Below are 25374 nucleotides of genomic sequence, written 5' to 3'. Positions count from 1 at the left end.
CACGGGAAGAACAAAATGGATAATGCTGTTGATCGCCACGTTTTTTATATTTCTGATGGTACGGCAATAACTGCGGAGGTATTAGGACACGCAGTAATGTCGCAATTTCCCGTTACTATCAGCAGCATTACGCTGCCGTTTGTCGAAAATGAGAGCCGGGCGCGGGCGGTGAAAGACCAAATAGACGCGATTTATCAGCAAACAGGTGTGCGCCCGCTGGTCTTCTACTCCATCGTGTTACCGGAGATCCGCGCCATCATCTTGCAAAGTGAAGGCTTTTGCCAGGATATCGTTCAGGCGCTGGTTGCCCCGCTACAACAAGAGATGAAACTGGACCCGACGCCGATTGCTCACCGTACCCACGGCCTGAATCCCAACAATCTCAATAAATATGATGCGCGCATTGCGGCGATTGACTACACCCTCGCTCATGATGATGGCATTTCGTTGCGCAATCTGGATCAGGCACAGGTGATCCTGCTCGGCGTTTCTCGTTGCGGTAAAACTCCCACCAGTCTGTATCTGGCGATGCAGTTTGGTATCCGCGCGGCAAACTACCCCTTTATTGCCGATGACATGGATAATCTGGTGCTGCCCGCGTCCCTTAAACCGCTACAGCATAAACTGTTCGGGCTGACCATCGACCCGGAACGTCTGGCGGCTATTCGCGAAGAGCGTCGGGAAAACAGTCGCTATGCCTCGCTTCGTCAGTGCCGGATGGAAGTCGCGGAAGTAGAAGCGTTGTACCGTAAAAATCAGATCCCGTGGATCAACAGTACCAATTATTCGGTAGAAGAGATTGCCACCAAGATCCTCGATATCATGGGTCTTAGCCGGAGAATGTACTAGAAAACTAGTATAAGAGTTCGCTTTTTTGTTATTATGCCGTCAATTGAGCGAGGCGTAACCTGCCTCGCACTTGAAATCAGCAGGGATTGGTTTATCGTGATGCGCATCACTTCCCGGTAGTCCTGCCGTTGAAGCAACAAATTTCTGAGACTTGTAATGAACAGAACTGACGAACTCCGTACTGCGCGTATCGAGAGTCTGGTAACGCCCGCCGAACTCGCGCTACGGTATCCCGTAACGCCTGGCGTCGCCAGCCATGTCACCGATTCCCGCCGCAGAATTGAAAAAATACTGAATGGTGAAGACAAGCGACTGTTGGTCATTATTGGCCCCTGCTCGATCCACGATCTCACCGCTGCAATGGAGTACGCCACCCGTCTGCAGGCGCTGCGCAACCAGTACCAGTCACGGCTGGAAATCGTAATGCGCACCTATTTTGAAAAACCACGAACCGTTGTCGGCTGGAAAGGATTAATTTCCGATCCGGATTTAAACGGCAGCTATCGGGTAAATTACGGCCTCGAACTGGCGCGTAAGTTACTGTTGCAGGTAAATGAGCTGGGCGTTCCCACCGCGACCGAGTTTCTCGATATGGTGACCGGTCAGTTTATTGCTGACTTAATTAGCTGGGGCGCGATTGGCGCACGCACTACCGAAAGCCAGATCCACCGCGAAATGGCTTCCGCGCTCTCATGCCCGGTAGGCTTTAAAAATGGTACTGATGGCAACACGCGTATTGCCGTGGACGCGATTCGCGCGGCGCGCGCCAGCCATATGTTCCTCTCACCAGACAAAAACGGTCAGATGACCATCTATCAGACCAGCGGCAACCCGTATGGTCACATTATTATGCGCGGCGGCAAAAAGCCGAATTACCATGCCGATGATATCGCCGCCGCCTGCGATACGCTGCACGAGTTTGATTTACCTGAACATCTGGTAGTGGATTTCAGCCACGGCAATTGCCAGAAGCAGCATCGTCGCCAGTTAGAGGTTTGTGAGGATATTTGCCAGCAAATCCGCAATGGCTCTACCGCGATTGCCGGAATTATGGCGGAAAGTTTCCTGCGCGAAGGAACGCAAAAAATCGTCGGTGGTCAGCCGCTCACTTACGGTCAGTCAATTACCGATCCGTGTTTAGGCTGGGAAGATACCGAACACCTGGTCGAAAAACTCGCCTCTGCGGTGGATACCCGCTTCTGAATACATGCCCGTTCCGTCTGGAATGGGCATTTCTGCTCAATAGCTTGTCTTATCAATGAATTATTACTTGCTCTGGTGCAAGATTGTATTGATAATAAGAATCATTGTTATATCAATTATTATTAGTTTTTATGAGCTATACGGATAGCAGCAGACTCACGCCTAAAACGGATGCAAGTCAGAAGGCCTCTTCCCCGCAGCCTGTTCGACGCATTGCCAGCCAGACACTGTTAGGTCCGGATGGCAAACTGATCATTGATCATGACGGACAAGAATATTTGCTCCGTAAAACCCAGGCTGGCAAACTGCTGCTGACAAAGTAGCGTTTAACTTGAGCAGCTGACTTCCAGCCGTTTGCCCCAGTCCGGTGGACGGCTGACATAATCATCATCTCTGTCGCTGAAAGGATTTCGCAACGCCTCATGCAGGCGGTGTAATTCCGTCATATCGCCCTTTTCTGCCGCCTCAATGGCTCGTTGTGCCAGCCAGTTGCGCAACACCAGCGCCGGATTGACGCTTTGCATAATTTGCTGACGTTCGCTGTCGGTGACGTTATCTTGCTGCAAACGCGCCCGATAACGGGCAAACCAGTCATCAAATGCCGCACGATCAATAAACTCATCACGCAGTGGCGATGCCGGACTGCGCTGTTCAACCAGGCTAAGGATGCGGAATGTACGGGTATAGTCGCTGCGCTCTCGCGCCATCAAACTGAATAATTCATTCAGCAGCGCGTTATCTTCTTTTTGTTCCGTCACAAAGCCCAGTTTCTGCCGCATTCGTTGCCCATAATGTGTCATCAAAACCTGTTGATAGCTATCCAGCGCCGCATTGAGCGCATCCACAGCAATAAATGGCGACAATGTCTGTGCCAGACGCTGTAAATTCCACAACGCGACGGCAGGCTGATTATCAAAACTATAACGCCCCTGATGGTCAGAGTGATTACAGATAAAACCAGGCTCGTAATCATCGAGGAAGCCGAACGGCCCGTAATCGAGGGTCAGTCCGAGAATCGACATGTTGTCAGTGTTCATAACACCATGAGCAAAACCGACTGTCTGCCAGTGAGCAATTAACGACGCGGTACGTGCGACAACATCGGTAAACCAGAGACGGTATTTATCCTCATCATCCTCAAGATGTGGCCAGTAATGTCGGATGGCGAAGTCAGCCAACTGGCGAACCTTTTCTGGCTCGCGGCGATAGTAAAAATGTTCGAAATGACCGAATCGCAGATGGCTTTGTGCCACGCGCATTAACATCGCGCCTGATTCTACCGTTTCCCGGTAAACTGGCGTATCGCTGGTAACAATGCTTAAAACGCGCGTCGTCGGAATGCCCAGGTAATGCATCGCCTCACTGGCGAGACTTTCGCGGATTGTCGAGCGTAATACCGCCCTTCCATCCCCCATGCGCGAATAAGGCGTCAGCCCCGCACCTTTCAGATGCCAGTCCATTGTTGTGCCATCGGCAAGTTGTTGCTCACCGAGAAGAATGCCTCGCCCGTCACCCAACTGGCCCGCCCAGACGCCAAACTGATGACCGCTGTAGACCTGCGCCAGTGGCGACATGCCAGGCAGTAATGTTTCTCCCCCCCAGACGCCAGCACCACGTTCAAACAACGACGATGGGATACCCAGCGTGTTAGCCAGTTCAGCATTATGCCAAATCAGCCGGGCATTATTTAAAGGCGTGGGGGAAAGTGCTGTATAGGTTGCTGGCAATTCATCGCGCCAACGGGTAATAAAAGACAGGGTCATAGATCCTCCTGTCTGATAGTGTAGACGGTTACCCTCATCTTAAACACCAGCAAACAAAAGGGTTATCGCTGAACCAGCGTTGTTACCTGACTGACGGGAACAGCAGGCCATAAGCATCCTTGTAGGGCATGAAAACCATACGGTGTGATTCGCGCCAACATTTCTGAGGTATCGATACCTGCCGCAATGATATAGCTGCAACAAGGCGAAATTTGCGTATGAATAGCACGAATAAATGGCGCGAAGGATGTATTAGCTATTTGTTGCTTAACAAAGCCTTTATCCAACATAACTCGAGTGAAAAGACCATCAAATATTGCTTTCATGTTGCTGTTGCCCGCACCTAAATTCCCCAACACCAACGGAGAAATTTGTGATAAGCGCAAGAGATTACAATTGTCTTTTCCTTCATTAAGTTGTGGATAATTTTCATTAATCCGCAATTCAATGAAAGGGAATTTTAATAGTTGGTCTGCGTAATTATTAGCACCTAATAATAATCTTGCTACTTGTGGCGTCAAATTAATCCATGCGAAAAATTTGTGTTGAATAAAAAAATGTTGGCATGATTTAAGTAATTCTAGCTGCTCGGCAAATAGCTGCCAATGCTGTTCCTCGGAAAGCTGCGCCATAACCCGCGTGGTCGGGATGCGAACCATACCGTCTTCACTGGAGAAATGGGTTATTAATTCAACCCCAACAAGATTTTGCCGGCTATCTCTTATCGGCAGGAAATAGCAATCAGAATGATAAACATTATCCAGTAAAATCTTCATGGTAATCGCCCTTCTCCAGAAATATTTTTACAAATCCGGCTAAAAAGGATGAGACCATAAAACATAAAAAAAACAGAAAGGATAACTTTCATTTGTTCCTTGTTAACCACTTTTTCATGGGTCCTTTTTTAGATTATTCTAATTATAAACGAATATTCCATTTACGGAATTTTTGTCTGAAAAATACTACGGTATTCAGAAGTAAAAGGACGATGATACATCACCGTCCTTTTCGACATGCTAGATTCGTCTCGCTTGCCAGAAATTTTTCTGCCAGTAAACATTATCAAGGGAAGAACGCATCACCCCTTTGCTGGTAGAGGCGTGAATAAATTGGTTATTGGTATCATAAATACCCACATGTAAACCATTTTGCCCAGAGCCGGTTTTGAAGAAAACCAGATCGCCTGGCAGCAACTCGTCTTTATCAATTTGAGTACCAATAGAGGCCTGTTGCTTTGTTTCACGCGGCAACTGCAAATCGAAACGATCGCGCATCGTTACGACCACAAAGCCTGAGCAGTCAACCCCGCGACGACTCATACCACCATAACGATAAGGTGTGCCATGCCAGCTTTGTAGTTGATCGTTCAAACCGGCAATCACGGTAATAGAATCAGAAAGTCTGGCGTTTGGTGGCGGCGCTTTATGATGGCTACACCCGGCCAGAAACAGTGCTGTGATTAAAATAAGGCAGAAACGCATTCCGTACGAATCCTCTGTTTTTTATTCTTGCATTAATTTAGCGTCGAAATTACCCGATTTTCAAGATGCTATTGTTATCAGGCAGTCGAAATCAGCATTCTGTGACCTTCAATGTCCAGACGGCGGAAATTCATCCCATAGGCCTGCGCCAGATTCGGCGGTGTCAGAACTTCCTCCCGACGCCCACTGGCCAGCAATTTCCCACCTTTTAGCAGCCACGCACGATGCGCGTGACGCAATGTGTGATTAAGATCGTGACTGCTCATCACAATCGCCAGTCCTTGCTGGCACAGCGCGCTCAGAATTTTGTCTAAAGCACTTTGTTGGGCAACGTCAAGGCTGTTCATGGGTTCATCGAGAAGCAGCAATTGCCCCACAGGATTGGCTTGCGGGGTGATTTGCAGCACCACTGCCGCAAGGCGTACCCGTTGCCACTCCCCGCCGGAAAGTTGATTGGTGCTACGTCCGAGCTTGTCATCAAGAGCCAGCGCCCCGGCGACATCATTTAGCAGATCGCTACGCGTTTTATCATGCTGATGCAGGGTCAGGTAATGCCAGACCGGCATAGCAAATGGCGGCGTTTGTTGTTGCGAAAGATAGGCGCGATGCAGCGCGAGTTTTGTTGCGGACCATGCTTCCAGTGGTTGCCCCGCGAACTGAATGCTTCCCTTACCGCTGGTCATTCCGGCCATTCGCGCCAGCAAGGTACTCTTACCCGCGCCGTTCGGCCCCACCAGATGCAGGATCTCCCCTGCCCGAACTTCACCCGAAAGCGGCCCCAGGCGGGTTGATTCCGCAACATCCTGTAACTGCATCACAATAGACATTATTTTGCCAACGCCAGTTTAATACTTTCCATTACAATGGGATCTTCCGGCGTCATATCCGGGGAAAAACGCTGGATGACCTTGCCGTCCCTGCCTACCAGGAATTTCTCAAAATTCCATAAAATATCATCAGGATACAGTGGTGCACGTCCCTTACTGGCCATGCGCGCATAGAATCCGCTTTCTTCCGGCGCGACTGCGGTCGGCGCTGCGGCAATTAATTTTTGATACAGCGGATGGCGACCTTCGCCGTTAACCTCAATCTTACTGAACATCGGGAACGTCACGCCCCAGGTGGTGGTGCAGTAGGTTTTAATCTCTTCATCGCTACCCGGCTCTTGCTCAAGAAATTGGTTGCACGGAAATCCCAGCACGACAAAACCACGATCGGCCCAGGCTTTCTGAATATTCTCCAGCTGCTCATATTGCGGCGTTAAGCCACACTTTGAGGCAACATTGACAATCAACAGTACATTACCGGCATATTTCTCCAGCGTGGTCACTTCACCGTCGATATCCTTCACTACGGTCGTCAGAATGGAATCTTGCATCGTGTCTCCTGGATGTGGTCAGTAAAAATCTTAGCTTTTAATCATAGACCTTCTTTTTACGGCTAACGTCCTGCTTTTAACAATAGCCAGATAAACACCGGTGCGCCCAACGTAGCGGTGACTACACCAATTGGCAGCTCGGCGGAAACCAGTGCCAGACGAGCGACGATATCGGCGAGTAGTAATGCCGTAGCGCCTGCCAGAGCACAGCCAGGAAGTAAAACACGGTGATCGGTTAACCCGCACAGCCGCAGAATATGCGGGATCACCAGACCAATAAATCCAATAGCACCAGCAAGCGCCACACTGACGCCGACCATCCAGCCGGTCGCTGCTACCAGCACATTGCGCCAGAACCAAAGAGGCAACCCCAGCTGTCGCGCCGAGACCTCGCCAAGAGCTAACATATTCATCGGTCTGGACTGACAGCAAATCCACAACAATACCGGGATCAACGCCACCATCAGCCAGCTTTGCCGCCAGTCAACACCGCCAAAGCCGCCCATCATCCAGTACATTAACTGGCGCAAATCAACCGATGTGGAAAAGTAGATGGCCCACGTCATTAATGCGCTACAGATAATCCCTAATGCAACTCCCGCCAGCAATAATCGGCTGGTCGAAAGATGACGGCGGGCAAAACGCAGGAGAATTAAAGTGATAATGAGTGCACCAGCAATGGCACAAAGCCCCAGCGCCCATTCAGGTAATTGCCCGTGCCCCAGCAATACAGCAGCAATAAGCCCTACACCAGCGCCATTAGAAACGCCGAGTAACCCGGGTTCTGCAAGCGGGTTTTCAAATAACGCCTGCATTACTGCGCCGGATAATGCCAGCGCCGCACCAACCAGCAATACAGCCAGCGTGCGTGGAAGACGTATTTGCCAGACAAAAAGCTCGCCTCGGGGGGTAAACCAGTCAGTTGGCGAGATCCATTGTTCACCAGCACAGAGGCTTAAAAGAAGCGCCAGCAGCATTAATACTGACAGGCTAAATAACCAGCGTACATTTTGTCGCTGTTGTTGGCGGGCAAGTGTCAGCATGGTATCCGTTCAGCTGCAGAGTAATGCTGTTGATTTTACGGTGACTCGCCGGGAGTGAAAAGAAAAAAGGCCGCAGAGCGGCCTTTTTAGTTAGATCAGATTACTCGTCTTTGGGCGAAGCGTTTTCGACACGGCTCTTTAACTTCTGTCCGGGTCTGAAGGTCACCACGCGCCGTGCTGTAATGGGAATATCTTCGCCCGTTTTCGGGTTACGTCCCGGGCGTTGATTCTTATCACGCAGATCGAAGTTACCAAAACCAGAGAGTTTCACCTGTTCGCCGTTTTCCAGAGCGCGACGGATCTCTTCGAAAAACAGTTCAACCAGTTCTTTGGCATCCCGCTTGCTAAGCCCAAGCTTATCAAACAGATATTCTGACATTTCAGCTTTTGTAAGCGCCATAGGTTCAATCCCTCAATGATGCCTGGAATCGCTCTTTTAATGCCTCTACACATTTGGCGACGGTAGCGGCAATCTCCTCTTCTTCAAGTGTACGGCTGGTATCTTGCAGGATCAGGCTAATGGCGAGGCTCTTATACCCCTCCGCAACACCCTTACCACGGTACACGTCAAATAAGTTTACGCCAACTACCTGATTTACGCCAACTTTCTTACATTCGGATAAAATATCCGCAGCAGGAACGTTTTCTGCGACCACAACAGCAATGTCACGACGGTTCGCCGGGAAGCGAGAAATCTCGCGCGCCTGAGGCACCACGCGGTCTGCGAGCTTGTTCCACTCCAGTTCAAACACCAGAGTGCGACCGTTAAGATCCAGTTTACGTTCCAGTTCAGGATGAACAACCCCAACAAAACCAATACGTTCACCTTTCAGATAAATCGCTGCGGATTGTCCCGGATGCAGTGCCGGATTCGCTTCTGCACGGAACTCAACGTCAGCCAGTTTACCGGTCAGGTCGAGAACGGATTCAAGATCGCCTTTCAAATCATAGAAATCAACGGTCTCTTTTGCCAGGTTCCAGTGCTCTTCGTAACGGTTACCGCAAATCACACCAGCTAACATCAGATCCTGACGAATGCCCAACGGTGCCTGAGTATCCGGCACGAAACGCAGACCGCTTTCGAAAATACGCACACGGTTTTGCTGACGGTTCTGGTTGTACACCACGGTTGCCAGCAGGCCAGTCCACAGAGAAAGACGCATTGCCGACATTTCAACGGAAATCGGACTTGGCAGCAGTAAGGCTTCAACGCCCGGATGGATCATCTGTTGAACTTTCGGATCAACGAAGCTGTAAGTGATCACTTCCTGATAGCCTTTGTCGTTGAGCAGCGTTTTCACGCGCTTGAGTGACAGGTCAGCTTCACGATGAGTGCCCATAATCAGGCTCGCCTGTACCGGCTCATCCGGGATGTTGTTGTAGCCGTAAACACGCGCCACTTCTTCGACCAGATCTTCTTCAATCTCCATGTCGAAACGCCAGCTCGGCGCAACAGCCTGCCACTCGTCCTTACCTTCGGTCACTTCACAGCCGAGACGACGCAGAATGTCAGTCACCTGTTCATCAGCAATATGATGGCCGATCAGGCGATCCAGTTTGCTACGACGAAGAGTGATGGTCGCACGCTTCGGCAGCGTTGCTTCATTAGTGATATCGATTACCGGACCAGCTTCACCGCCACAGATGTCAATCAGCAGACGGGTCGCACGTTCCATCGCTTTGTGCTGCAGTGCCGGATCAACACCACGCTCGTAACGATGGGACGCATCGGTATGCAGACCATGACGACGAGCACGACCGGTGATAGACAGCGGGCTGAAGAAAGCACATTCCAGCAGGACGTTTTGCGTTTCTTCATTTACGCCAGAGTGTTCGCCACCGAAGATGCCGCCCATCGCCAGCGCCTTGTTGTGGTCGGCAATGACCAGGGTGTCAGCATTCAGCTTCGCTTCAGTACCGTCGAGCAGCACCAGCGTTTCACCCTCTTTCGCCATCCGCACTACAATGCCGCCTTCAATACGATCTTTATCGAAAGCGTGCATCGGCTGGCCCAGTTCGAGCAGCACGTAGTTGGTTACGTCAACTACCGCATCAATGGAACGAATACCGCAGCGACGCAGTTTTTCTTTCATCCACAGCGGGGTTGGCGCTTTAACATTAATGCCTTTAACCACACGACCAAGATAACGCGGGCAGGCTTCCGGTGCTTCTACTGCAATCGGCAGCGTGTCGTCGATGGTCGCACCAACCGGAACGATTTCCGGTTCAACCAGCGGCAGCTGGTTCAGCACGGCAACGTCACGCGCAACACCAATGATGCCTAAGCAGTCGGCACGGTTTGGCGTAACACTGATTTCGATAGTGTTGTCATCAAGTTTCAGGTATTCGCGGATATCGGTGTCAATTGGCGCATCCGCTGGCAGTTCGATAATGCCGTTGTGATCGTCAGAAATACCCAGCTCAGAGAAGGAGCACAGCATCCCTTCAGACGGTTCGCCACGCAGTTTCGCCGCTTTAATTTTGAAATCGCCCGGCAGAACAGCACCAATAGTCGCTACCGCCACACGCAGCCCCTGACGGCAGTTTGGCGCACCGCAGACGATATCCAGCAGGCGATCGCCGCCGACATTAACTTTGGTCACACGCAGTTTGTCCGCATTCGGATGCTGGGCACACTCAACCACTTCACCGACAACCACGCCGTGGAAGCTACCGGCAACGGGTTCTACACCGTCAACTTCCAGACCCGCCATGGTGATTTGATTCGCCAGCGCGTCGCTATCAATCGCTGGGTTCACCCATTCGCGTAACCACAGTTCACTGAATTTCATAATCTAATCCTGCCTTATTTAAACTGTTTGAGGAAACGCAGATCGTTTTCGAAGAATGAACGCAGGTCGGTGACGCCATAACGCAACATGGTCAGACGCTCCATCCCCATCCCGAAGGCGAAACCAGAGTAAACTTCCGGGTCGATACCAACGTTACGCAGCACGTTCGGATGCACCATCCCACAACCCAGCACTTCCAGCCATTTGCCGTTTTTACCCATGACGTCAACTTCTGCAGACGGTTCGGTGAACGGGAAATAGGAAGGACGGAAACGAATCTGCAAATCTTCTTCAAAGAAGTTACGCAGGAAATCGTGCAGCGTGCCTTTCAGGTTGGTGAAGCTGATATTGGTATCAACAATCAGGCCTTCCATCTGATGGAACATCGGCGTGTGGGTCTGGTCGTAGTCGTTACGATAAACACGTCCAGGCGCGATGATACGAATCGGCGGCTGCTGAGCTTTCATGGTGCGGATCTGTACACCAGAAGTCTGGGTACGCAGCAGACGGGTTGCATCAAACCAGAAAGTGTCGTGGTCAGCGCGCGCCGGGTGGTGACCAGGAATGTTCAGAGCATCGAAGTTATGATAATCATCTTCGATTTCCGGCCCGGTTGCCACGGTAAAGCCAAGCTCACCGAAGAAACTTTCGATACGGTCGATGGTACGGGTCACCGGATGCAGACCGCCGTTTTCAATACGGCGACCAGGTAGGGAGACATCAATAGTTTCTGCCGCCAGACGCGCATTCAGCGCCGCGCTTTCCAGTTCGGCTTTACGCGCATTCAACGCCTGCTGCACCTGCTCTTTCGCTTCGTTGATAACCGCACCGGCTGCCGGGCGTTCTTCTGGCGGCAGTTCACGCAGGGTCGTCATCTGAAGGGTTAAGTGCCCTTTTTTACCCAAATATTCGACGCGCACATTGTCTAACGCGGCAACATCTGACGCCTGGCTAATGGCCGCCTTCGCACTGGCAACCAGTTCTGCGAGATGTGACATGGTTTTCCTCATTGTGTCAGTGGTGACACTGGTTCGTTGGACTTAGAGCCTATCCCATCAGACTATTTTACTTGCCATTTTGTCCTGGGCAGTGCTCGAAATCCTCACGTACTTAAGTACGCTCCGGTTTCTCCGCGCTGGCCGTGTCCAAACTGGCTGCGACAATTACGCCTGATGAGACAGGCTTTTTATTTCTCAAAACGCGCATACAAAAAAAGCCTCCACTGGGAGGCTTTCAGGCGCTGTTTTCCGTTTCTCTTCTCACGCGCTAGCCTCCTGGAGTCAGGTGCTAAAGTAAAAAAAGAAGCGGAAAATAGCAGCATTCATTGCTTGCGTTACCTTTTGGTACTATTCAAAAGACCTTTATTGAAAAGGCTACGGCGATAAAAGTCAATGTTCTGATAGTGTTGAAACGAAAAGAGGGAGACTAGCTCCCTCTTCCAACTGGCTTATGCCAGAGCTGCTTTCGCTTTTTCAACCAGAGCGGTGAACGCTACTTTGTCGAATACTGCGATATCAGCCAGGATCTTACGGTCGATTTCAACAGAGGCTTTTTTCAGGCCATTGATGAATTTGCTGTAAGAAATACCGTTCTGACGTGCTGCTGCGTTGATACGCGCAATCCACAGTTGACGGAACTGACGCTTACGTTGACGACGGTCACGGTAAGCATACTGACCAGCTTTGATAACAGCCTGGAAGGCAACGCGGTATACGCGAGAACGCGCACCGTAGTAACCTTTAGCTTGTTTCAAAATTTTCTTGTGACGTGCGCGTGCAATAACACCACGTTTTACGCGAGCCATATGTGCTCTCCTGTATCTATATTCTAATTAAAAAGTTAAAAACGTTAACGGCTTATGCGTACGGCAGGCACGCGATTACCAGACCCAGATCGCCTTTGGAAACCATGGCTTTCGGACGCAGGTGACGTTTACGTTTGGTCGCTTTTTTGGTCAGAATGTGACGCAGGTTAGCGTGCTTGTGCTTAAAACCACCTTTACCGGTTTTTTTGAAGCGCTTAGCAGCACCGCGTACGGTCTTAATTTTTGGCATTTTAATAACTTCCACTTCGCATTGTTGATAAACAGAAACAAAGGCGAATCACCCTGTGAGCCGAAGCCCACAGGAATGATTACTTGATGGCCTTACTGTTTCTTCTTAGGAGCGAGCACCATGATCATCTGGCGGCCTTCGATCTTCGTTGGGAAGGATTCGACCACTGCCAGTTCTTGCAAATCGTCTTTCACGCGATTAAGCACTTCCATACCGATTTGCTGGTGCGCCATCTCACGACCACGGAAACGCAGTGTGATTTTGGCTTTGTCACCCTCTTCCAGAAAGCGAATCAGGCTGCGGAGTTTTACCTGATAGTCGCCTTCATCTGTACCAGGACGGAATTTGATTTCCTTAACCTGGATAACTTTTTGCTTTTTCTTCTGTTCCTTAGAAGACTTGCTCTTTTCATAGAGGAATTTGCCGTAATCCATGATACGACAAACCGGCGGCTCGGCGTTAGGGCTGATCTCGACTAAGTCTACTCCGGCTTCTTCTGCTTTCTCCAGAGCTTCTCTCAGACTCACAATACCAAGCTGCTCGCCTTCCAGACCTGTTAAGCGAACTTCCTGGGCGCGAATTTCGCCATTGATACGGTTAGGGCGCGCCGTTTGAACTCGTTTTCCGCCTTTAATACCTTATTCCTCCAATTGTTTAAGACTGCGGCTGCGAATCTCTTGTTGCAGCTTCTCGATCACTTCATTTACGTCCATGCTTCCCAGGTCTTTACCACGGCGGGTGCGAACGGCAACTTTGCCTGATTCCACCTCTTTATCACCACAGACCAGCATATATGGGACGCGACGCAAAGTGTGCTCGCGGATTTTAAAGCCAATCTTCTCATTTCTCAAGTCTGCTTTAACACGAATGCCCGCATTTGATAGTTTTTGCGTCAATTCGTTAACGTATTCAGACTGAGAATCGGTAATATTCATGATAACAACCTGCACTGGCGCAAGCCAGGTCGGGAAGAAACCAGCGAACTCTTCGGTCAGGATACCAATGAAACGTTCCATTGACCCCAGAATTGCGCGGTGAATCATTACCGGAACCTTACGCTCGTTGTCTTCGCCTACATAAGAGGCGCTCAGACGAGACGGCAAGGAGAAGTCCAGCTGTACTGTACCGCACTGCCATGCACGATCGAGGCAGTCATACAGGGTAAATTCAATTTTCGGACCGTAGAAAGCGCCTTCACCCAGTTGATATTCAAACGGGATGTTGTTTTCTTCCAGCGCAACCGCCAGATCCGCCTCAGCACGATCCCACATTTCGTCGCTGCCAATACGTTTTTCAGGACGAGTGGAAAGTTTGACCACGATTTTTTCGAAGCCAAAAGTGCTGTACATATCATAGACTAAACGGATACATCCGTTAACTTCATCGCGAATTTGTTCTTCAGTACAGAAGATATGCGCGTCATCCTGGGTAAAACCACGCACGCGCATCAGGCCATGCAGAGAACCTGACGGCTCGTTACGGTGGCAGCTACCGAACTCAGCCATACGCAGCGGCAGATCGCGATACGACTTCAGCCCCTGGTTGAAAATTTGTACGTGACCCGGGCAGTTCATCGGCTTAATGCAGTATTCACGGTTCTCTGAAGAGGTGGTGAACATTGCATCTTTGTAGTTGTCCCAGTGACCGGTTTTTTCCCACAGGACGCGGTCCATCATGAACGGACCTTTTACTTCCTGATACTGGTACTCTTTCAGTTTAGAACGAACGAATACTTCCAGTTCACGGAAGATTGTCCAGCCGTCGTTGTGCCAGAATACCATACCCGGCGCTTCTTCCTGCATATGATACAGGTCAAGCTGTTTGCCGATTTTACGGTGATCGCGTTTAGCGGCTTCTTCCAGGCGCTGCAGGTAAGCGTTGAGGGCTTTTTTGTCTGCCCACGCAGTACCGTAAATACGCTGCAACATTTTGTTGTTGCTGTCGCCGCGCCAGTAAGCGCCTGCCGTTTTCATCAGTTTGAAATGATGGCAGAAACGCATATTCGGTACGTGCGGACCACGGCACATATCGACATATTCTTCATGGAAATAGAGGCCAGGCTGGTCATCATGGGCAATATTTTCGTCCAGGATGGAGACTTTATAGCTCTCGCCGCGTTTAACAAACGTTTCACGCGCTTCGTGCCAGCTGACTTTCTTCTTAATGACGTCGTAGTTTTTCTCAGCAAGCTCATGCATCCGCTTCTCGAGTGCTTCGACATCTTCCTGGGTTAACGTGCGGTCAAGATCAACGTCGTAATAGAAACCGTTGTCAATAACCGGGCCGATTGCCATTTTGGTATGCGGCCAAAGTTGTTTAATCGCGTGCCCTAACAGGTGCGCGCAGGAGTGACGAATGATCTCCAGACCTTCTTCGTCTTTTGCGGTAATGATCGACAGTTGTGCGTCGTTTTCAATCAGATCGCAAGCATCAACCAGCTCACCATTTACGCGCCCTGCGATACAGGCTTTCGCCAGACCTGGACCAATGTCCAGCGCAACATCCATGGGACTTACAGCGTGGTCGTAATGGCGTTGGCTGCCATCAGGAAGAGTAATAACAGGCATGTTATATCCTTATTTGCAGTGGTGACCCATACGCAAGATCACATACAAAGATTCATATGAAATTTACCAAAAAGGTTTGGGCTGATTCCCGCTTCACTCTGCGAAATATGTCATAACATGCTGATTAGCGATGCCAGACCTACACCCACTTTCTGATAATACCGTCTGGCAGTTTACACGGTATTTGTTATCGGGCAAAGCGGCAATCATCATGATCGAAATGATATAAATCAATACAGGCAACACCTGCCCATTTTGTTACACTCGGATATTGACCACTCGAAATACGCAGGAAAACACATGCCGACAAAACGTTTTGACAAAAAACACTGGAAGATGGTGGTGGTGTTGCTGGCTATTTGTGGCGCAATGCTGTTACTGCGTTGGGCGGCAATGATTTGGGGTTGAATGGTAAAATGCTATTAGCTTACGAAAAAGCCAGACCGCTCGTCGCGGCCCGGCAGTAATTACATTTTATATCCCAGCGATAACGTTGTTCGGCGATCGGTATGTTCTGGAGCCGATTCAGGCGGTTCAGAGTTCCATGTAACGTTGTACGCCACCTTCAGGCCGAAATGTTCATTAATAGCCACATTTAACGCGCTTTCCGAGTTCAGCGTCGTATCTTCCGCGCCAAAGACGGAAACGCCCTGGGTTATTTTCGCGTTGTCGGTCAACTGCCACGCGTAAGCCCCAGAAGCATAACCCAGCGGCTGGGTTTTACTGGCATTGTCGGTATATTTGTCGTAACGCACGCCAGGACCGAATTCAAAGCGGAAGCTGTGTACCGGGCCATTCAAAAACTGGCGACCATAACCCGCAGTCAGCACATCGCGTTCGCGATAACCGTTATAGCGGTCTGTCAGCCAGCTTGCCTGACCAAATAAATAGTCATAGTCAGTTAAATTAAAACGGCTACGCCCGCCGACCGCATATTTTTCCGAAGAACGCTCATCGTTAGAAGAAGTATTACTGGCATTCCCCCACAGCGACCAGGCAGTAGAATGCCCATACCAGGTCATAGTGGAATCAGCCGTTAGTGAAGAACTTTTCGTGTTACCTGATTGTGCAAGGTAGCCTGCATTCAGATTACCTTCAAAAGGTTTTTTGGCGCTGGCAGGATCGTCCATGACAGTAAAAACGGAATCATCGGCAGTTGCATTCAGAGACGCAAACATACCCCCCGCCAGCATAACGATGGCAGGAACTGTCTTCAAAAGCTTCATTTATTAAAAGTCCGTACAACAAAAAAAGAGACCATCGCGGTCCCGGAAACTTTCTTAAGGATCAAAGAGTAGCGTCCCTGGAAAGGTGACAAATTATAAAAAGGAGTGAAAAACTTAGCAACGACTTCTTATTTCATTTTTTGAATAAGCACATTACGAAAACAAATATTTATTTATATATCTTCATCTTATTATTTTCATATAAATATCCAATAAATCATATTGTTAATTTCTTCACTTTCCACTGATTCAGTGCCAGACTGAAATCAGCCTATAGGAGGAAATGATGGTACGTATCTATACGTTGACACTTGCGCCCTCTCTCGATAGCGCAACAATTACCCCGCAAATTTATCCCGAAGGGAAACTGCGTTGTACCGCCCCGGTGTTCGAGCCTGGGGGCGGCGGTATTAACGTCGCCCGCGCCATTGCTCACCTTGGTGGGAGCGCCACGGCAATCTTCCCGGCTGGCGGAGCGACTGGCGAACATCTGGTTTCACTGCTGGCTGATGAAAATGTCCCGGTTGCGACCGTCGAAGCAAAAGACTGGACCCGTCAGAATCTGCACGTACATGTGGAGTCTACAGGTGAGCAGTACCGATTTGTCATGCCTGGCGCGACATTAAGTGACGATGAATTTCGTCAACTTGAAGAGCAAGTTCTGGAAATTGAATCTGGAGCCATCCTGGTCATCAGCGGAAGCCTGCCCCCAGGAGTGAAGCTGGAAAAATTAACTCAGCTGATTTCCGCTGCGCAAAGGCAAGGGATTCGCTGCATCGTCGACAGTTCTGGCGAGGCTTTAAGTGCAGCCCTGGCCATTGGCAATATTGAACTGGTTAAGCCTAACCAGAAAGAACTCAGTGCACTGGTTAACCGCGAACTCACCCAACCTGATGATGTGCGCAAAGCCGCGCAGGAAATCGTTAATAGCGGTAAGGCCAGGCGGGTTGTCGTTTCCCTTGGTCCGCAGGGCGCGCTGGGAGTGGACAGCGAAAACTGTATTCAGGTCGTGCCACCACCGGTGAAAAGCCAGAGTACCGTCGGTGCAGGCGACAGCATGGTCGGCGCGATGACGCTGAAACTGGCGGAAAATGCCTCTCTTGAAGAGATGGTTCGTTTTGGGGTCGCTGCGGGCAGCGCCGCCACGCTCAATCAGGGAACTCGCCTGTGCTCCCATGACGATACGCAAAAAATTTACGCTTACCTTTCCCACTCATAGAGATATTCCCCCAATATTGGGGGAATCACCATAAACCTGTCGACAACGCGTTTCTCCGACTATGCTAAAAAATCACGTGATAACAAAGAGGTGAATTATGGCTGGTGGCGATCTTGTCCGTTATGTCATTACTGTCATGTTGCATGAAGACACATTAACTGAAATTAATGAGTTAAATAACTTTCTGACACGCGACGGTTTTTTACTGACCATGACGGATGATGACGGAAATATCCATGAGCTGGGAACGAACACCTTTGGGCTTATCAGTACTCAAAGTGAAGATGAAATAAGAGAGCTGGTTGCCGCACTCACCCAAAGCGCCACAGGCAAAGACCCAGAGATCATAATTACCACCTGGGAGGACTGGCATAGCAACAGAAAATAAATGGTTTTTGGGCAATAATCAGTCTGTGGTGTGCGTTAGCTCGTGTTTTTGCACCGCATTCCTGCGCTAACCTTATGATCTGGCAGACAACATGGGAGAGACATCATGTGGCAGGCAATCAGTCGTCTTTTGAGCGAACAGTTAGGTGAAGGCGAAATCGAACTGCGTAATGAACTGCCTGGCGGAGAAGTCCATGCCGCATGGCATTTACGCTATGCAGGACGTGACTTTTTCGTCAAATGTGATGAAAGGGAACTGCTTTCCGGTTTTACCGCCGAAGCCGACCAACTGGAATTACTGTCGCGCAGTAAAACCGTCACCGTGCCTAAAGTCTGGGCTGTTGGCGCTGACCGCGACTACAGTTTTTTGGTGATGGACTATCTCCCGCCTCGCCCGTTGGATGCACATAACGCATTTATTTTAGGACAACAAATTGCGCACCTGCATCAATGGAGTGACCAGCCGCAATTTGGCCTCGATTTTGATAACGCACTTTCCACTACTCCACAACCCAACACCTGGCAACGTCGCTGGTCAACGTTCTTTGCTGAACAACGTATTGGCTGGCAACTGGAACTGGCGGCAGAAAAAGGGATCGCCTTCGGCAATATCGACGCCATCGTCGAGCATATTCAGCAGCGTCTGAGTTCACATCAGCCACAGCCTTCACTGTTACACGGTGATTTATGGTCTGGCAACTGCGCTCTGGGCCCGGAGGGGCCGTATATATTCGACCCTGCCTGTTACTGGGGCGACAGAGAGTGCGATCTGGCGATGTTACCGCTGCATACCGAACAGCCGCCACAAATCTATGACGGCTATCAGTCCGTTTCACCGCTACCGGCAGATTTCCTCGAACGTCAGCCGATTTATCAACTCTACACGTTGCTTAACCGTGCAAGGTTGTTTGGCGGCCAGCATTTGGTTATTGCCCAGCAATCACTGGATAGATTGTTAGCTGCGTGATGTGGATTGATGATAATGGCCGCTCCATGCGGCCTTTTACTTAAATAAATCCAAGCAAAGAAAAGAACACATACCCCGCAGCAATACAAATTACCGGCAGGATATAGAGTGAGAAAATCTGTAAGAAAATAGTATGGTGTGGCACCACAATGCGTGACTCAATCTGTTCACGCGTTAACCCCTCTTCCCCTTTAGCCTTCTCCAGAATGAGTTGATCCTCAACACCTTCGCGCAAAAAGCGCGCCTGGCGGCTCATACGGGCACCAGAGTCTTGCAACGCAAGACCCACAAATATCAGGATGAAAATCACCCAAAACATAACGTTCACGCCACCATTAAAATTGGGCGTCGGTGAGTTGTACCAGAACAGATTCAGAAAAGGCGTATTCGCCTGCATCATATCGATCATGACATGCGCAAAATCGAGCATTACTGCATTGATGCCTTCCTGGGATTCTTGCCGGACATTCATAAACTTCAGCAAGGAAATTAACGTGGAAACAAGTGTCGGTATAAAAATCACCCAACCCAAAATCCTTTTCAAAACAGCAATGCGTCCAGCTTGTTGATACGTCATGAGTTCTCCTTGATTAAGACGCGTCGTTTCAATTAGTTTACCTGTAGATATCTGTTTTCGCCCATTCTTTAAAGGCGATATGATAGGCGCTTAATCATAAGCACTGCTTAATACCTTACACATAATGCTCTAAAGGAGAGGTTGTAATGTCAACCCCGCGTCAGATTCTTGCTGCAATTTTCGATATGGATGGATTACTTATCGACTCAGAACCTTTATGGGATCGAGCCGAACTGGATGTGATGGCAAGCCTGGGGGTAGATATCTCCCGTCGTAACGAGCTACCGGATACCTTAGGTTTACGCATCGATATGGTGGTTGATCTGTGGTATGCCCGGCAACCGTGGAATGGGCCGAGTCGTCAGGAAGTAGTTGAACGGGTTATTGCCCGTGCCATTTCACTGGTTGAAGAGACGCGACCATTACTGCCTGGTGTGCGTGAGGCCGTTGCGCTATGCAAAGAACAAGGATTATTGGTAGGTCTGGCCTCCGCGTCACCTTTGCATATGCTGGAAAAAGTGCTGACCATGTTTGGCTTACGTGACAGTTTCGATGCCCTCGCCTCCGCCGAAAAGCTGCCTTACAGCAAGCCGCATCCACAAGTGTATCTCGACTGTGCAGCAAAACTGGGGGTTGATCCTCTCGCCTGCGTGGCGCTGGAAGACTCTGTAAATGGCATGATCGCCTCTAAAGCGGCACGTATGCGTTCTATCGTCGTCCCCGCGCCCGAAGCGCAAAATGATCCACGTTTTGTGTTGGCAAACGTAAAACTTTCATCTCTCACCGAATTGACCGCGACCGACCTCCTCGGCTAATAAAATCGGGCAGTGTCATAACTGCCCCTGGCTTTTTATCTGAATTTTTATTCAACTGGCGGATTTATCATCATTTTGTGATAAAGAGTTACACCGTCACCACTTCCGCGCACTGTATAAAAATCCTATACTGTACGTATCGACAGTTTAGTGAGTTTTATCATGACGGCGGAAGGTCACCTTCTCTTTTCTATTGCTTGTGCGGTATTTGCCAAAAATGCCGAGCTGACACCCGTGCTGGCACAGGGTGACTGGTGGCATATTGTCCCTTCCGCGATCTTAACGTGTCTGTTACCGGACATCGACCACCCAAAATCGTTTCTTGGGCAGCGATTAAAGTGGATATCAAAACCCATTGCCCGCGCATTTGGACACCGTGGATTTACCCACAGTTTGCTGGCTGTATTTGCCCTGCTGGCAACCTTTTACCTCAAAGTTCCGGAAAGCTGGTTTATTCCGGCTGATGCACTGCAAGGTATGGTGCTGGGTTATTTGAGTCATATTCTTGCCGATATGCTGACACCGGCTGGTGTTCCCCTGCTCTGGCCGTGTCGCTGGCGCTTTCGCCTGCCAATTCTGGTGCCACAAAAGGGCAATCAGCTGGAACGTTTTCTCTGCATGGCATTATTTGTCTGGTCGGTGTGGATGCCCCATTCTCTGCCTGAAAACAGCGCGGTTCGTTGGTCATCGCAAATGATCAATACCTTGCAGATCCAGTTTCATCGCCTTATTAAGCATCAGGTTGAATACTAAAAAAGCAAAAATCACCTTTCTGGAATAAGCAATTCCATTTGAATATAAGAGCCAGCTCACAGTTCTGTTAATCTTGCGCCAACACTATGACTGTTACACAGTGATAGAAATAATAAGATCAGGAGAACGGGGATGAACTTTCCATTAATTGCGAACATCGTGGTGTTCGTTGTTCTATTGTTTGTGCTGGCTCAGGCCCGCCACAAACAGTGGAGTCTGGCAAAAAAAGTACTGGTGGGTCTGGTGATGGGCGTGGTCTTTGGCCTTGCTCTGCATACCATTTATGGTTCTGACAGCCAGGTACTTAAAGATTCTGTACAGTGGTTTAACATTGTCGGTAACGGCTATGTTCAGCTACTGCAAATGATCGTTATGCCGTTAGTATTCGCCTCTATTCTGAGCGCGGTTGCTCGCCTGCATAACGCATCTCAGTTAGGAAAAATCAGTTTTCTGACCATCGGTACGCTGCTGTTTACCACGCTGATTGCGGCGCTGGTCGGTGTGCTGGTGACTAACCTGTTTGGTCTGACTGCTGAAGGTCTGGTTCAGGGTGGCGCTGAGACTGCCCGTCTGAACGCTATCGAAAGCAACTATGTCGGTAAAGTCGCGGATTTAAGTGTTCCGCAACTCATTCTGTCTTTTATACCGAAAAATCCGTTTGCCGATCTGACCGGTGCGAATCCGACATCAATTATCAGCGTGGTAATTTTTGCCGCATTCCTCGGCGTCGCGGCGCTGAAACTGCTGAAAGATGATGCGCCGAAAGGTGAACGCGTTTTAACAGCTATCGACACACTGCAAAGCTGGGTGATGAAACTGGTTCGCCTGGTCATGCAACTAACCCCTTACGGCGTGCTTGCGCTGATGACTAAAGTGGTTGCCGGTTCCAACCTGCAAGACATCATTAAGCTGGGTAGCTTCGTTGTCGCGTCCTACCTGGGTCTTATCATTATGTTTGCGGTACATGGCATTCTGCTGGGTATTAATGGCGTGAGTCCGCTGAAATACTTCCGCAAAGTGTGGCCGGTGCTGACGTTTGCTTTCACCAGTCGCTCCAGTGCTGCGTCTATTCCACTGAACGTTGAAGCACAAACACGTCGTCTGGGTGTTCCAGAATCTATCGCCAGTTTCGCTGCCTCTTTTGGGGCGACCATTGGTCAGAACGGCTGTGCCGGTTTGTATCCGGCAATGTTGGCAGTGATGGTTGCGCCAACGGTGGGCATTAACCCGCTGGATCCAATGTGGATTGCGACACTCGTTGGTATCGTCACAGTGAGTTCAGCAGGTGTTGCAGGTGTTGGTGGTGGTGCGACTTTCGCCGCGTTGATTGTTCTGCCGGCGATGGGCCTGCCGGTAACGCTGGTGGCTCTGTTAATCTCCGTTGAACCGCTTATCGATATGGGTCGAACTGCATTGAACGTGAGCGGCTCAATGACCGCAGGTACGCTGACCAGCCAGTGGCTGAAGCAAACCGATAAGTCCATTCTGGACAGCGAAGACGACGCCGAACTGGCACACCGTTAATCCTGGTTCATAACGCAAAACGCCTGTCATTCGACAGGCGTTCTTTTATTCTTCGATCTCATTTTCCTGGCGCACTTGGTTAGCCCAACGCTGGGCGGACTCCGGCACGCTAAATGCTGGTGAGCGCAGGAATGACTCCCCCGTCAGAACAAACGCAACATATTTGCCACGCAGCATCCAGACATCGCGAAACGAATCCATCTTAATCGCATGTTCTGGCGGCGCAGGTTCCGTGCGAGGAACATAGCTAATAATCGGGCGGTTTTGCTGACGTAGCGGTTTCTTCATTACTGGCTTCACTAAACGCATATTAAAAATCAGAAAAATTGTAGTTTAGCTGATTTACCCCCCGTCCGTCCTGCTTTGCGTATATTCCCGAATACCTTCTCTGGCACCACTTCCAGAGCGGGATCACCCTGATGGTCTATAGTTAGAGGGTTTTTTGACCAAAACAGCGGCCCTTTCAGTAATGAATTAAGGAGACGAGTTCAATGTCGCAACATAACGAAAAGAACCCACATCAGCACCAGTCACCACTACACGATTCGAGCGAAGCGAAACCGGGAATGGACTCACTGGCACCTGAGGACGGATCTCATCGTCCAGCGGCTGAACCAACACCGCCAGGCGCACAACCTACCGCCCCTGGGAGTCTGAAAGCCCCTGATACGCGTAACGAAAAACTAAACTCTCTGGAAGACGTACGCAAAGGCAGTGAAAATTATGCGCTGACCACTAATCAGGGCGTGCGCATCGCCGACGATCAAAACTCACTGCGTGCCGGTAGCCGTGGCCCAACGCTGCTGGAAGATTTTATACTGCGCGAGAAAATCACCCACTTCGACCATGAACGTATTCCGGAACGTATCGTTCACGCGCGTGGGTCAGCCGCTCACGGTTATTTCCAGCCGTATAAAAACTTAAGCGATATCACCAAAGCCGACTTCCTGTCAGATCCCAACAAAATTACCCCGGTGTTCGTGCGTTTCTCTACCGTTCAGGGTGGCGCAGGTTCGGCAGATACGGTGCGTGATATCCGTGGTTTTGCCACCAAGTTCTATACCGAAGAGGGTATTTTTGACCTTGTTGGCAATAACACGCCAATCTTCTTTATTCAGGATGCACACAAATTTCCGGACTTTGTTCATGCGGTAAAACCAGAACCGCACTGGGCAATTCCGCAAGGGCAAAGCGCCCACGACACTTTCTGGGATTATGTCTCCCTGCAACCAGAAACGCTCCACAACGTGATATGGGCGATGTCAGATCGCGGAATACCACGTAGTTACCGCACCATGGAAGGCTTCGGCATTCACACCTTCCGCCTGATTAACGCCGAAGGTAAAGCGACCTTTGTGCGTTTCCACTGGAAACCACTGGCAGGTAAAGCCTCACTGGTGTGGGATGAAGCGCAGAAACTCACCGGACGTGATCCAGACTTCCACCGCCGCGAACTGTGGGAAGCCATTGAAGCAGGCGATTTCCCGGAATACGAACTGGGCTTCCAGTTGATCCCCGAAGAAGATGAATTCAAATTCGACTTCGACCTGCTTGACCCAACGAAACTCATCCCGGAAGAGTTAGTACCCGTTCAGCGCGTCGGCAAAATGGTGCTTAACCGTAACCCGGATAACTTCTTTGCCGAAAACGAACAGGCAGCTTTCCATCCAGGTCATATTGTCCCTGGTCTGGATTTCACCAACGATCCGCTGTTGCAGGGACGTTTGTTCTCTTATACCGATACACAAATCAGCCGTCTTGGCGGGCCGAATTTTCATGAAATTCCGATTAATCGCCCGACCTGCCCGTACCACAATTTCCAGCGTGACGGTATGCATCGGATGGGAATCGACACTAACCCGGCGAATTACGAACCGAACTCGATCAACGATAACTGGCCGCGCGAAACGCCGCCGGGGCCAAAACGCGGTGGATTTGAATCGTACCAGGAGCGTGTGGAAGGCAATAAAGTGCGGGAGCGCAGCCCATCATTTGGCGAATACTACTCGCATCCGCGCCTGTTCTGGCTGAGTCAAACGCCGTTCGAGCAGCGCCATATTGTCGACGGTTTCAGCTTTGAGTTAAGCAAAGTTGTACGCCCTTATATTCGTGAGCGCGTTGTTGACCAGTTAGCGCATATCGATCTTAACCTGGCGCAGGCGGTAGCAAAAAATCTCGGTATCGAACTGACTGACGACCAACTGAATATTACGCCGCCACCGGACGTAAACGGGTTGAAGAAAGATCCGGCTTTAAGTCTGTATGCCATTCCTGACGGTGATGTGAAAGGTCGTGTGGTAGCGATTTTACTTAATGATGAAGTGAGATCGGCAGACCTTCTGGCAATTCTGAAGGCGCTGAAAGCCAAAGGCGTTCATGCCAAACTGCTTTACTCACGGATGGGCGAAGTCACTGCCGATGACGGTACGGTGTTGCCGGTTGCAGCAACCTTTGCCGGGGCGCCATCGCTGACGGTTGATGCGGTCATTGTCCCTTGTGGCAATATCACCGATATCGCAGACAACGGCGATGCAAACTACTATCTGATGGAAGCCTATAAGCACCTTAAACCAATTGCGCTGGCGGGCGATGCGCGCAAGTTTAAGGCGACAATCAAGGTTGATGACCAGGGTGAAGAAGGGATTGTGGAAGCCGACAGCGCCGACGGTAGTTTTATGGATGAACTGTTAACGCTAATGGCAGCGCACCGCGTATGGTCACGAATTCCTAAGATTGATAAAATTCCGGCGTAAATATGAATAAAGTCACTCCCCCA

General features: G+C 50.0%; 28 protein-coding genes and 1 other annotated feature. Of the genes, 11 read left to right on the top strand and 17 right to left on the bottom strand.

The window, feature by feature from the left end; genetic code table 11:
- The first annotated feature begins 15 nt into the window (after nt 1-15).
- The 3 genes from ppsR to hemP all read left to right on the top strand — a co-directional run bounded on the left by ppsR (nt 16) and on the right by hemP (nt 2375).
- Nucleotides 16-849 (top strand): posphoenolpyruvate synthetase regulatory kinase/phosphorylase PpsR, encoded by an 834-nt coding sequence (ppsR, locus tag HEM79_RS01995; protein WP_000368056.1) that lies wholly within the window; start codon nt 16-18, stop codon nt 847-849.
- 156 nt (nt 850-1005) lie between these two features.
- Nucleotides 1006-2052 carry a 3-deoxy-7-phosphoheptulonate synthase AroH gene (gene aroH, locus HEM79_RS01990; protein ID WP_176241141.1) on the top strand — a complete coding sequence of 349 codons (1047 nt, stop codon included), beginning with the start codon at nt 1006-1008 and terminating at the stop codon, nt 2050-2052.
- A gap of 131 nt (nt 2053-2183) precedes the next feature.
- Nucleotides 2184-2375 carry a hemin uptake protein HemP gene (hemP, locus tag HEM79_RS01985; RefSeq protein WP_010349995.1) on the top strand — a complete coding sequence of 64 codons (192 nt, stop codon included), beginning with the start codon at nt 2184-2186 and terminating at the stop codon, nt 2373-2375.
- A gap of 3 nt (nt 2376-2378) precedes the next feature.
- Here hemP and selO read toward each other — a convergent pair whose 3' ends face one another.
- The 14 genes from selO to thrS form a co-directional block, all read right to left on the bottom strand.
- Nucleotides 2379-3815, bottom strand: coding sequence for a protein adenylyltransferase SelO (selO, locus tag HEM79_RS01980; RefSeq protein ID WP_176241142.1), 1437 nt, complete (start codon nt 3813-3815; stop codon nt 2379-2381).
- 62 nt (nt 3816-3877) lie between these two features.
- Nucleotides 3878-4591: an EAL domain-containing protein gene (locus HEM79_RS01975; RefSeq protein WP_016158169.1), complete on the bottom strand. Its 714-nt coding sequence runs from the start codon at nt 4589-4591 to the stop codon at nt 3878-3880.
- Between the two features lie 240 nt (nt 4592-4831).
- Nucleotides 4832-5296 (bottom strand): C40 family peptidase, encoded by a 465-nt coding sequence (locus HEM79_RS01970; protein ID WP_001209771.1) that lies wholly within the window; start codon nt 5294-5296, stop codon nt 4832-4834.
- 77 nt (nt 5297-5373) lie between these two features.
- Entirely contained in the window at nt 5374-6123 is a 750-nt protein-coding gene (gene btuD / locus HEM79_RS01965) for a vitamin B12 ABC transporter ATP-binding protein BtuD (RefSeq protein WP_000029455.1), read from the bottom strand.
- Nucleotides 6123-6674: a bifunctional thioredoxin/glutathione peroxidase gene (gene btuE, locus HEM79_RS01960; protein WP_001154179.1), complete on the bottom strand. Its 552-nt coding sequence runs from the start codon at nt 6672-6674 to the stop codon at nt 6123-6125. Before btuE ends, btuD begins: the two co-directional genes overlap by 1 nt.
- 62 nt (nt 6675-6736) lie before the next feature.
- The gene (gene btuC / locus HEM79_RS01955; protein WP_000956543.1) at nt 6737-7717 is read right to left on the bottom strand and encodes a vitamin B12 ABC transporter permease BtuC; all 981 of its coding nucleotides are present in this window, start codon (nt 7715-7717) and stop codon (nt 6737-6739) included.
- Nucleotides 7718-7817: 100 nt separating this feature from the next.
- Entirely contained in the window at nt 7818-8117 is a 300-nt protein-coding gene (gene ihfA, locus HEM79_RS01950; RefSeq protein ID WP_001229265.1) for an integration host factor subunit alpha, read from the bottom strand.
- Nucleotides 8118-8121: 4 nt separating this feature from the next.
- Nucleotides 8122-10509, bottom strand: a complete 2388-nt coding sequence (gene pheT, locus HEM79_RS01945; RefSeq protein WP_176241143.1) for a phenylalanine--tRNA ligase subunit beta — start codon at nt 10507-10509, stop codon at nt 8122-8124.
- A 14-nt stretch (nt 10510-10523) separates the two neighbouring features.
- Complete coding sequence (gene pheS / locus HEM79_RS01940; protein ID WP_000018588.1) at nt 10524-11507, bottom strand: phenylalanine--tRNA ligase subunit alpha; 984 nt, start codon at nt 11505-11507, stop codon at nt 10524-10526.
- 208 nt (nt 11508-11715) lie between these two features.
- Nucleotides 11716-11840 (bottom strand) — a sequence feature (Phe leader region).
- Nucleotides 11790-11834, bottom strand: a complete 45-nt coding sequence (pheM, locus tag HEM79_RS01935) for a pheST operon leader peptide PheM (RefSeq protein WP_001386830.1) — start codon at nt 11832-11834, stop codon at nt 11790-11792. (Overlaps the previous feature by 45 nt.)
- Before the next feature lie 116 nt (nt 11841-11956).
- A complete protein-coding gene (rplT, locus tag HEM79_RS01930; protein WP_000124850.1) occupies nt 11957-12313 on the bottom strand; it encodes a 50S ribosomal protein L20 in 357 nt (118 codons plus the stop codon).
- Nucleotides 12314-12365: 52 nt separating this feature from the next.
- A complete protein-coding gene (gene rpmI / locus HEM79_RS01925; protein ID WP_001124225.1) occupies nt 12366-12563 on the bottom strand; it encodes a 50S ribosomal protein L35 in 198 nt (65 codons plus the stop codon).
- A 92-nt stretch (nt 12564-12655) separates the two neighbouring features.
- Nucleotides 12656-13198, bottom strand: a complete 543-nt coding sequence (gene infC / locus HEM79_RS01920) for a translation initiation factor IF-3 (protein ID WP_001700733.1) — start codon at nt 13196-13198, stop codon at nt 12656-12658.
- Nucleotides 13199-13201: 3 nt separating this feature from the next.
- Nucleotides 13202-15130 (bottom strand): threonine--tRNA ligase, encoded by a 1929-nt coding sequence (gene thrS / locus HEM79_RS01915; RefSeq protein WP_001144207.1) that lies wholly within the window; start codon nt 15128-15130, stop codon nt 13202-13204.
- 300 nt (nt 15131-15430) lie between these two features.
- Between thrS and yniD the strand changes: the two genes are divergently transcribed.
- Entirely contained in the window at nt 15431-15538 is a 108-nt protein-coding gene (yniD, locus tag HEM79_RS01910) for a small membrane protein YniD (RefSeq protein ID WP_001142445.1), read from the top strand.
- A 59-nt stretch (nt 15539-15597) separates the two neighbouring features.
- Here the strand turns inward: yniD and HEM79_RS01905 are convergent, their stop codons facing one another.
- The gene (locus HEM79_RS01905) at nt 15598-16356 is read right to left on the bottom strand and encodes a DUF481 domain-containing protein (protein WP_176241144.1); all 759 of its coding nucleotides are present in this window, start codon (nt 16354-16356) and stop codon (nt 15598-15600) included.
- 286 nt (nt 16357-16642) lie between these two features.
- On the opposite strand from HEM79_RS01905, the gene pfkB reads away from it, so the two are divergent.
- The 3 genes from pfkB (at nt 16643) to HEM79_RS01890 (ending at nt 18929) form a co-directional block, all read left to right on the top strand.
- The gene (gene pfkB / locus HEM79_RS01900; RefSeq protein WP_021550690.1) at nt 16643-17575 is read left to right on the top strand and encodes a 6-phosphofructokinase II; all 933 of its coding nucleotides are present in this window, start codon (nt 16643-16645) and stop codon (nt 17573-17575) included.
- 97 nt (nt 17576-17672) lie between these two features.
- Complete coding sequence (gene ghoS / locus HEM79_RS01895; RefSeq protein ID WP_000896962.1) at nt 17673-17963, top strand: type V toxin-antitoxin system endoribonuclease antitoxin GhoS; 291 nt, start codon at nt 17673-17675, stop codon at nt 17961-17963.
- A 105-nt stretch (nt 17964-18068) separates the two neighbouring features.
- Nucleotides 18069-18929: a fructosamine kinase family protein gene (locus HEM79_RS01890; protein ID WP_000267675.1), complete on the top strand. Its 861-nt coding sequence runs from the start codon at nt 18069-18071 to the stop codon at nt 18927-18929.
- A 40-nt stretch (nt 18930-18969) separates the two neighbouring features.
- Here the strand turns inward: HEM79_RS01890 and HEM79_RS01885 are convergent, their stop codons facing one another.
- A complete protein-coding gene (locus HEM79_RS01885; RefSeq protein ID WP_000222184.1) occupies nt 18970-19506 on the bottom strand; it encodes a YniB family protein in 537 nt (178 codons plus the stop codon).
- A gap of 146 nt (nt 19507-19652) precedes the next feature.
- Here HEM79_RS01885 and hxpB point away from each other — a divergent pair, with 146 nt between their 5' ends.
- The 3 genes from hxpB (at nt 19653) to tcyP (ending at nt 22598) form a co-directional block, all read left to right on the top strand.
- Complete coding sequence (gene hxpB / locus HEM79_RS01880) at nt 19653-20321, top strand: hexitol phosphatase HxpB (protein WP_176241145.1); 669 nt, start codon at nt 19653-19655, stop codon at nt 20319-20321.
- Between the two features lie 162 nt (nt 20322-20483).
- Nucleotides 20484-21074, top strand: a complete 591-nt coding sequence (locus tag HEM79_RS01875; RefSeq protein ID WP_105286859.1) for a metal-dependent hydrolase — start codon at nt 20484-20486, stop codon at nt 21072-21074.
- Between the two features lie 132 nt (nt 21075-21206).
- On the top strand, nt 21207-22598 hold the full coding sequence (gene tcyP, locus HEM79_RS01870; protein WP_001010734.1) for a cystine/sulfocysteine:cation symporter: 1392 nt from the start codon (nt 21207-21209) through the stop codon (nt 22596-22598).
- A gap of 45 nt (nt 22599-22643) precedes the next feature.
- Here tcyP and cedA read toward each other — a convergent pair whose 3' ends face one another.
- Nucleotides 22644-22907 (bottom strand): cell division activator CedA, encoded by a 264-nt coding sequence (gene cedA, locus HEM79_RS01865; RefSeq protein WP_001241546.1) that lies wholly within the window; start codon nt 22905-22907, stop codon nt 22644-22646.
- A 182-nt stretch (nt 22908-23089) separates the two neighbouring features.
- Between cedA and katE the strand changes: the two genes are divergently transcribed.
- Nucleotides 23090-25351: a catalase HPII gene (gene katE, locus HEM79_RS01860; protein WP_176241146.1), complete on the top strand. Its 2262-nt coding sequence runs from the start codon at nt 23090-23092 to the stop codon at nt 25349-25351.
- The last annotated feature ends 23 nt before the right edge of the window (nt 25352-25374 follow it).

It is taken from the genome of Escherichia sp. 93.0816 (assembly GCF_013368855.2).
GTDB classification, from domain to species: Bacteria; Pseudomonadota; Gammaproteobacteria; order Enterobacterales; family Enterobacteriaceae; genus Escherichia; species Escherichia ruysiae.
Note: the sequence above shows the minus strand (reverse complement) of the source record. Positions and strands in the feature narration are given on the sequence as shown.

Coding starts and splice junctions, on each gene's coding strand:
- ppsR (WP_000368056.1), top strand. CDS start 16: ATGGATAATGCTGTTGATCGCCACGTTTTTTATATTTCTGATGGTACG.
- HEM79_RS01970 (WP_001209771.1), bottom strand. CDS start 5,296: ATGCGTTTCTGCCTTATTTTAATCACAGCACTGTTTCTGGCCGGGTGT.
- pheT (WP_176241143.1), bottom strand. CDS start 10,509: ATGAAATTCAGTGAACTGTGGTTACGCGAATGGGTGAACCCAGCGATT.
- cedA (WP_001241546.1), bottom strand. CDS start 22,907: ATGCGTTTAGTGAAGCCAGTAATGAAGAAACCGCTACGTCAGCAAAAC.
- HEM79_RS01905 (WP_176241144.1), bottom strand. CDS start 16,356: ATGAAGCTTTTGAAGACAGTTCCTGCCATCGTTATGCTGGCGGGGGGT.
- aroH (WP_176241141.1), top strand. CDS start 1,006: ATGAACAGAACTGACGAACTCCGTACTGCGCGTATCGAGAGTCTGGTA.
- btuD (WP_000029455.1), bottom strand. CDS start 6,123: ATGTCTATTGTGATGCAGTTACAGGATGTTGCGGAATCAACCCGCCTG.
- thrS (WP_001144207.1), bottom strand. CDS start 15,130: ATGCCTGTTATTACTCTTCCTGATGGCAGCCAACGCCATTACGACCAC.
- ghoS (WP_000896962.1), top strand. CDS start 17,673: ATGGCTGGTGGCGATCTTGTCCGTTATGTCATTACTGTCATGTTGCAT.
- HEM79_RS01885 (WP_000222184.1), bottom strand. CDS start 19,506: ATGACGTATCAACAAGCTGGACGCATTGCTGTTTTGAAAAGGATTTTG.
- btuE (WP_001154179.1), bottom strand. CDS start 6,674: ATGCAAGATTCCATTCTGACGACCGTAGTGAAGGATATCGACGGTGAA.
- tcyP (WP_001010734.1), top strand. CDS start 21,207: ATGAACTTTCCATTAATTGCGAACATCGTGGTGTTCGTTGTTCTATTG.
- HEM79_RS01875 (WP_105286859.1), top strand. CDS start 20,484: ATGACGGCGGAAGGTCACCTTCTCTTTTCTATTGCTTGTGCGGTATTT.
- rplT (WP_000124850.1), bottom strand. CDS start 12,313: ATGGCTCGCGTAAAACGTGGTGTTATTGCACGCGCACGTCACAAGAAA.
- btuC (WP_000956543.1), bottom strand. CDS start 7,717: ATGCTGACACTTGCCCGCCAACAACAGCGACAAAATGTACGCTGGTTA.
- ihfA (WP_001229265.1), bottom strand. CDS start 8,117: ATGGCGCTTACAAAAGCTGAAATGTCAGAATATCTGTTTGATAAGCTT.
- katE (WP_176241146.1), top strand. CDS start 23,090: ATGTCGCAACATAACGAAAAGAACCCACATCAGCACCAGTCACCACTA.
- pheS (WP_000018588.1), bottom strand. CDS start 11,507: ATGTCACATCTCGCAGAACTGGTTGCCAGTGCGAAGGCGGCCATTAGC.
- yniD (WP_001142445.1), top strand. CDS start 15,431: ATGCCGACAAAACGTTTTGACAAAAAACACTGGAAGATGGTGGTGGTG.
- hxpB (WP_176241145.1), top strand. CDS start 19,653: ATGTCAACCCCGCGTCAGATTCTTGCTGCAATTTTCGATATGGATGGA.
- HEM79_RS01890 (WP_000267675.1), top strand. CDS start 18,069: ATGTGGCAGGCAATCAGTCGTCTTTTGAGCGAACAGTTAGGTGAAGGC.
- rpmI (WP_001124225.1), bottom strand. CDS start 12,563: ATGCCAAAAATTAAGACCGTACGCGGTGCTGCTAAGCGCTTCAAAAAA.
- pfkB (WP_021550690.1), top strand. CDS start 16,643: ATGGTACGTATCTATACGTTGACACTTGCGCCCTCTCTCGATAGCGCA.
- HEM79_RS01975 (WP_016158169.1), bottom strand. CDS start 4,591: ATGAAGATTTTACTGGATAATGTTTATCATTCTGATTGCTATTTCCTG.
- selO (WP_176241142.1), bottom strand. CDS start 3,815: ATGACCCTGTCTTTTATTACCCGTTGGCGCGATGAATTGCCAGCAACC.
- hemP (WP_010349995.1), top strand. CDS start 2,184: ATGAGCTATACGGATAGCAGCAGACTCACGCCTAAAACGGATGCAAGT.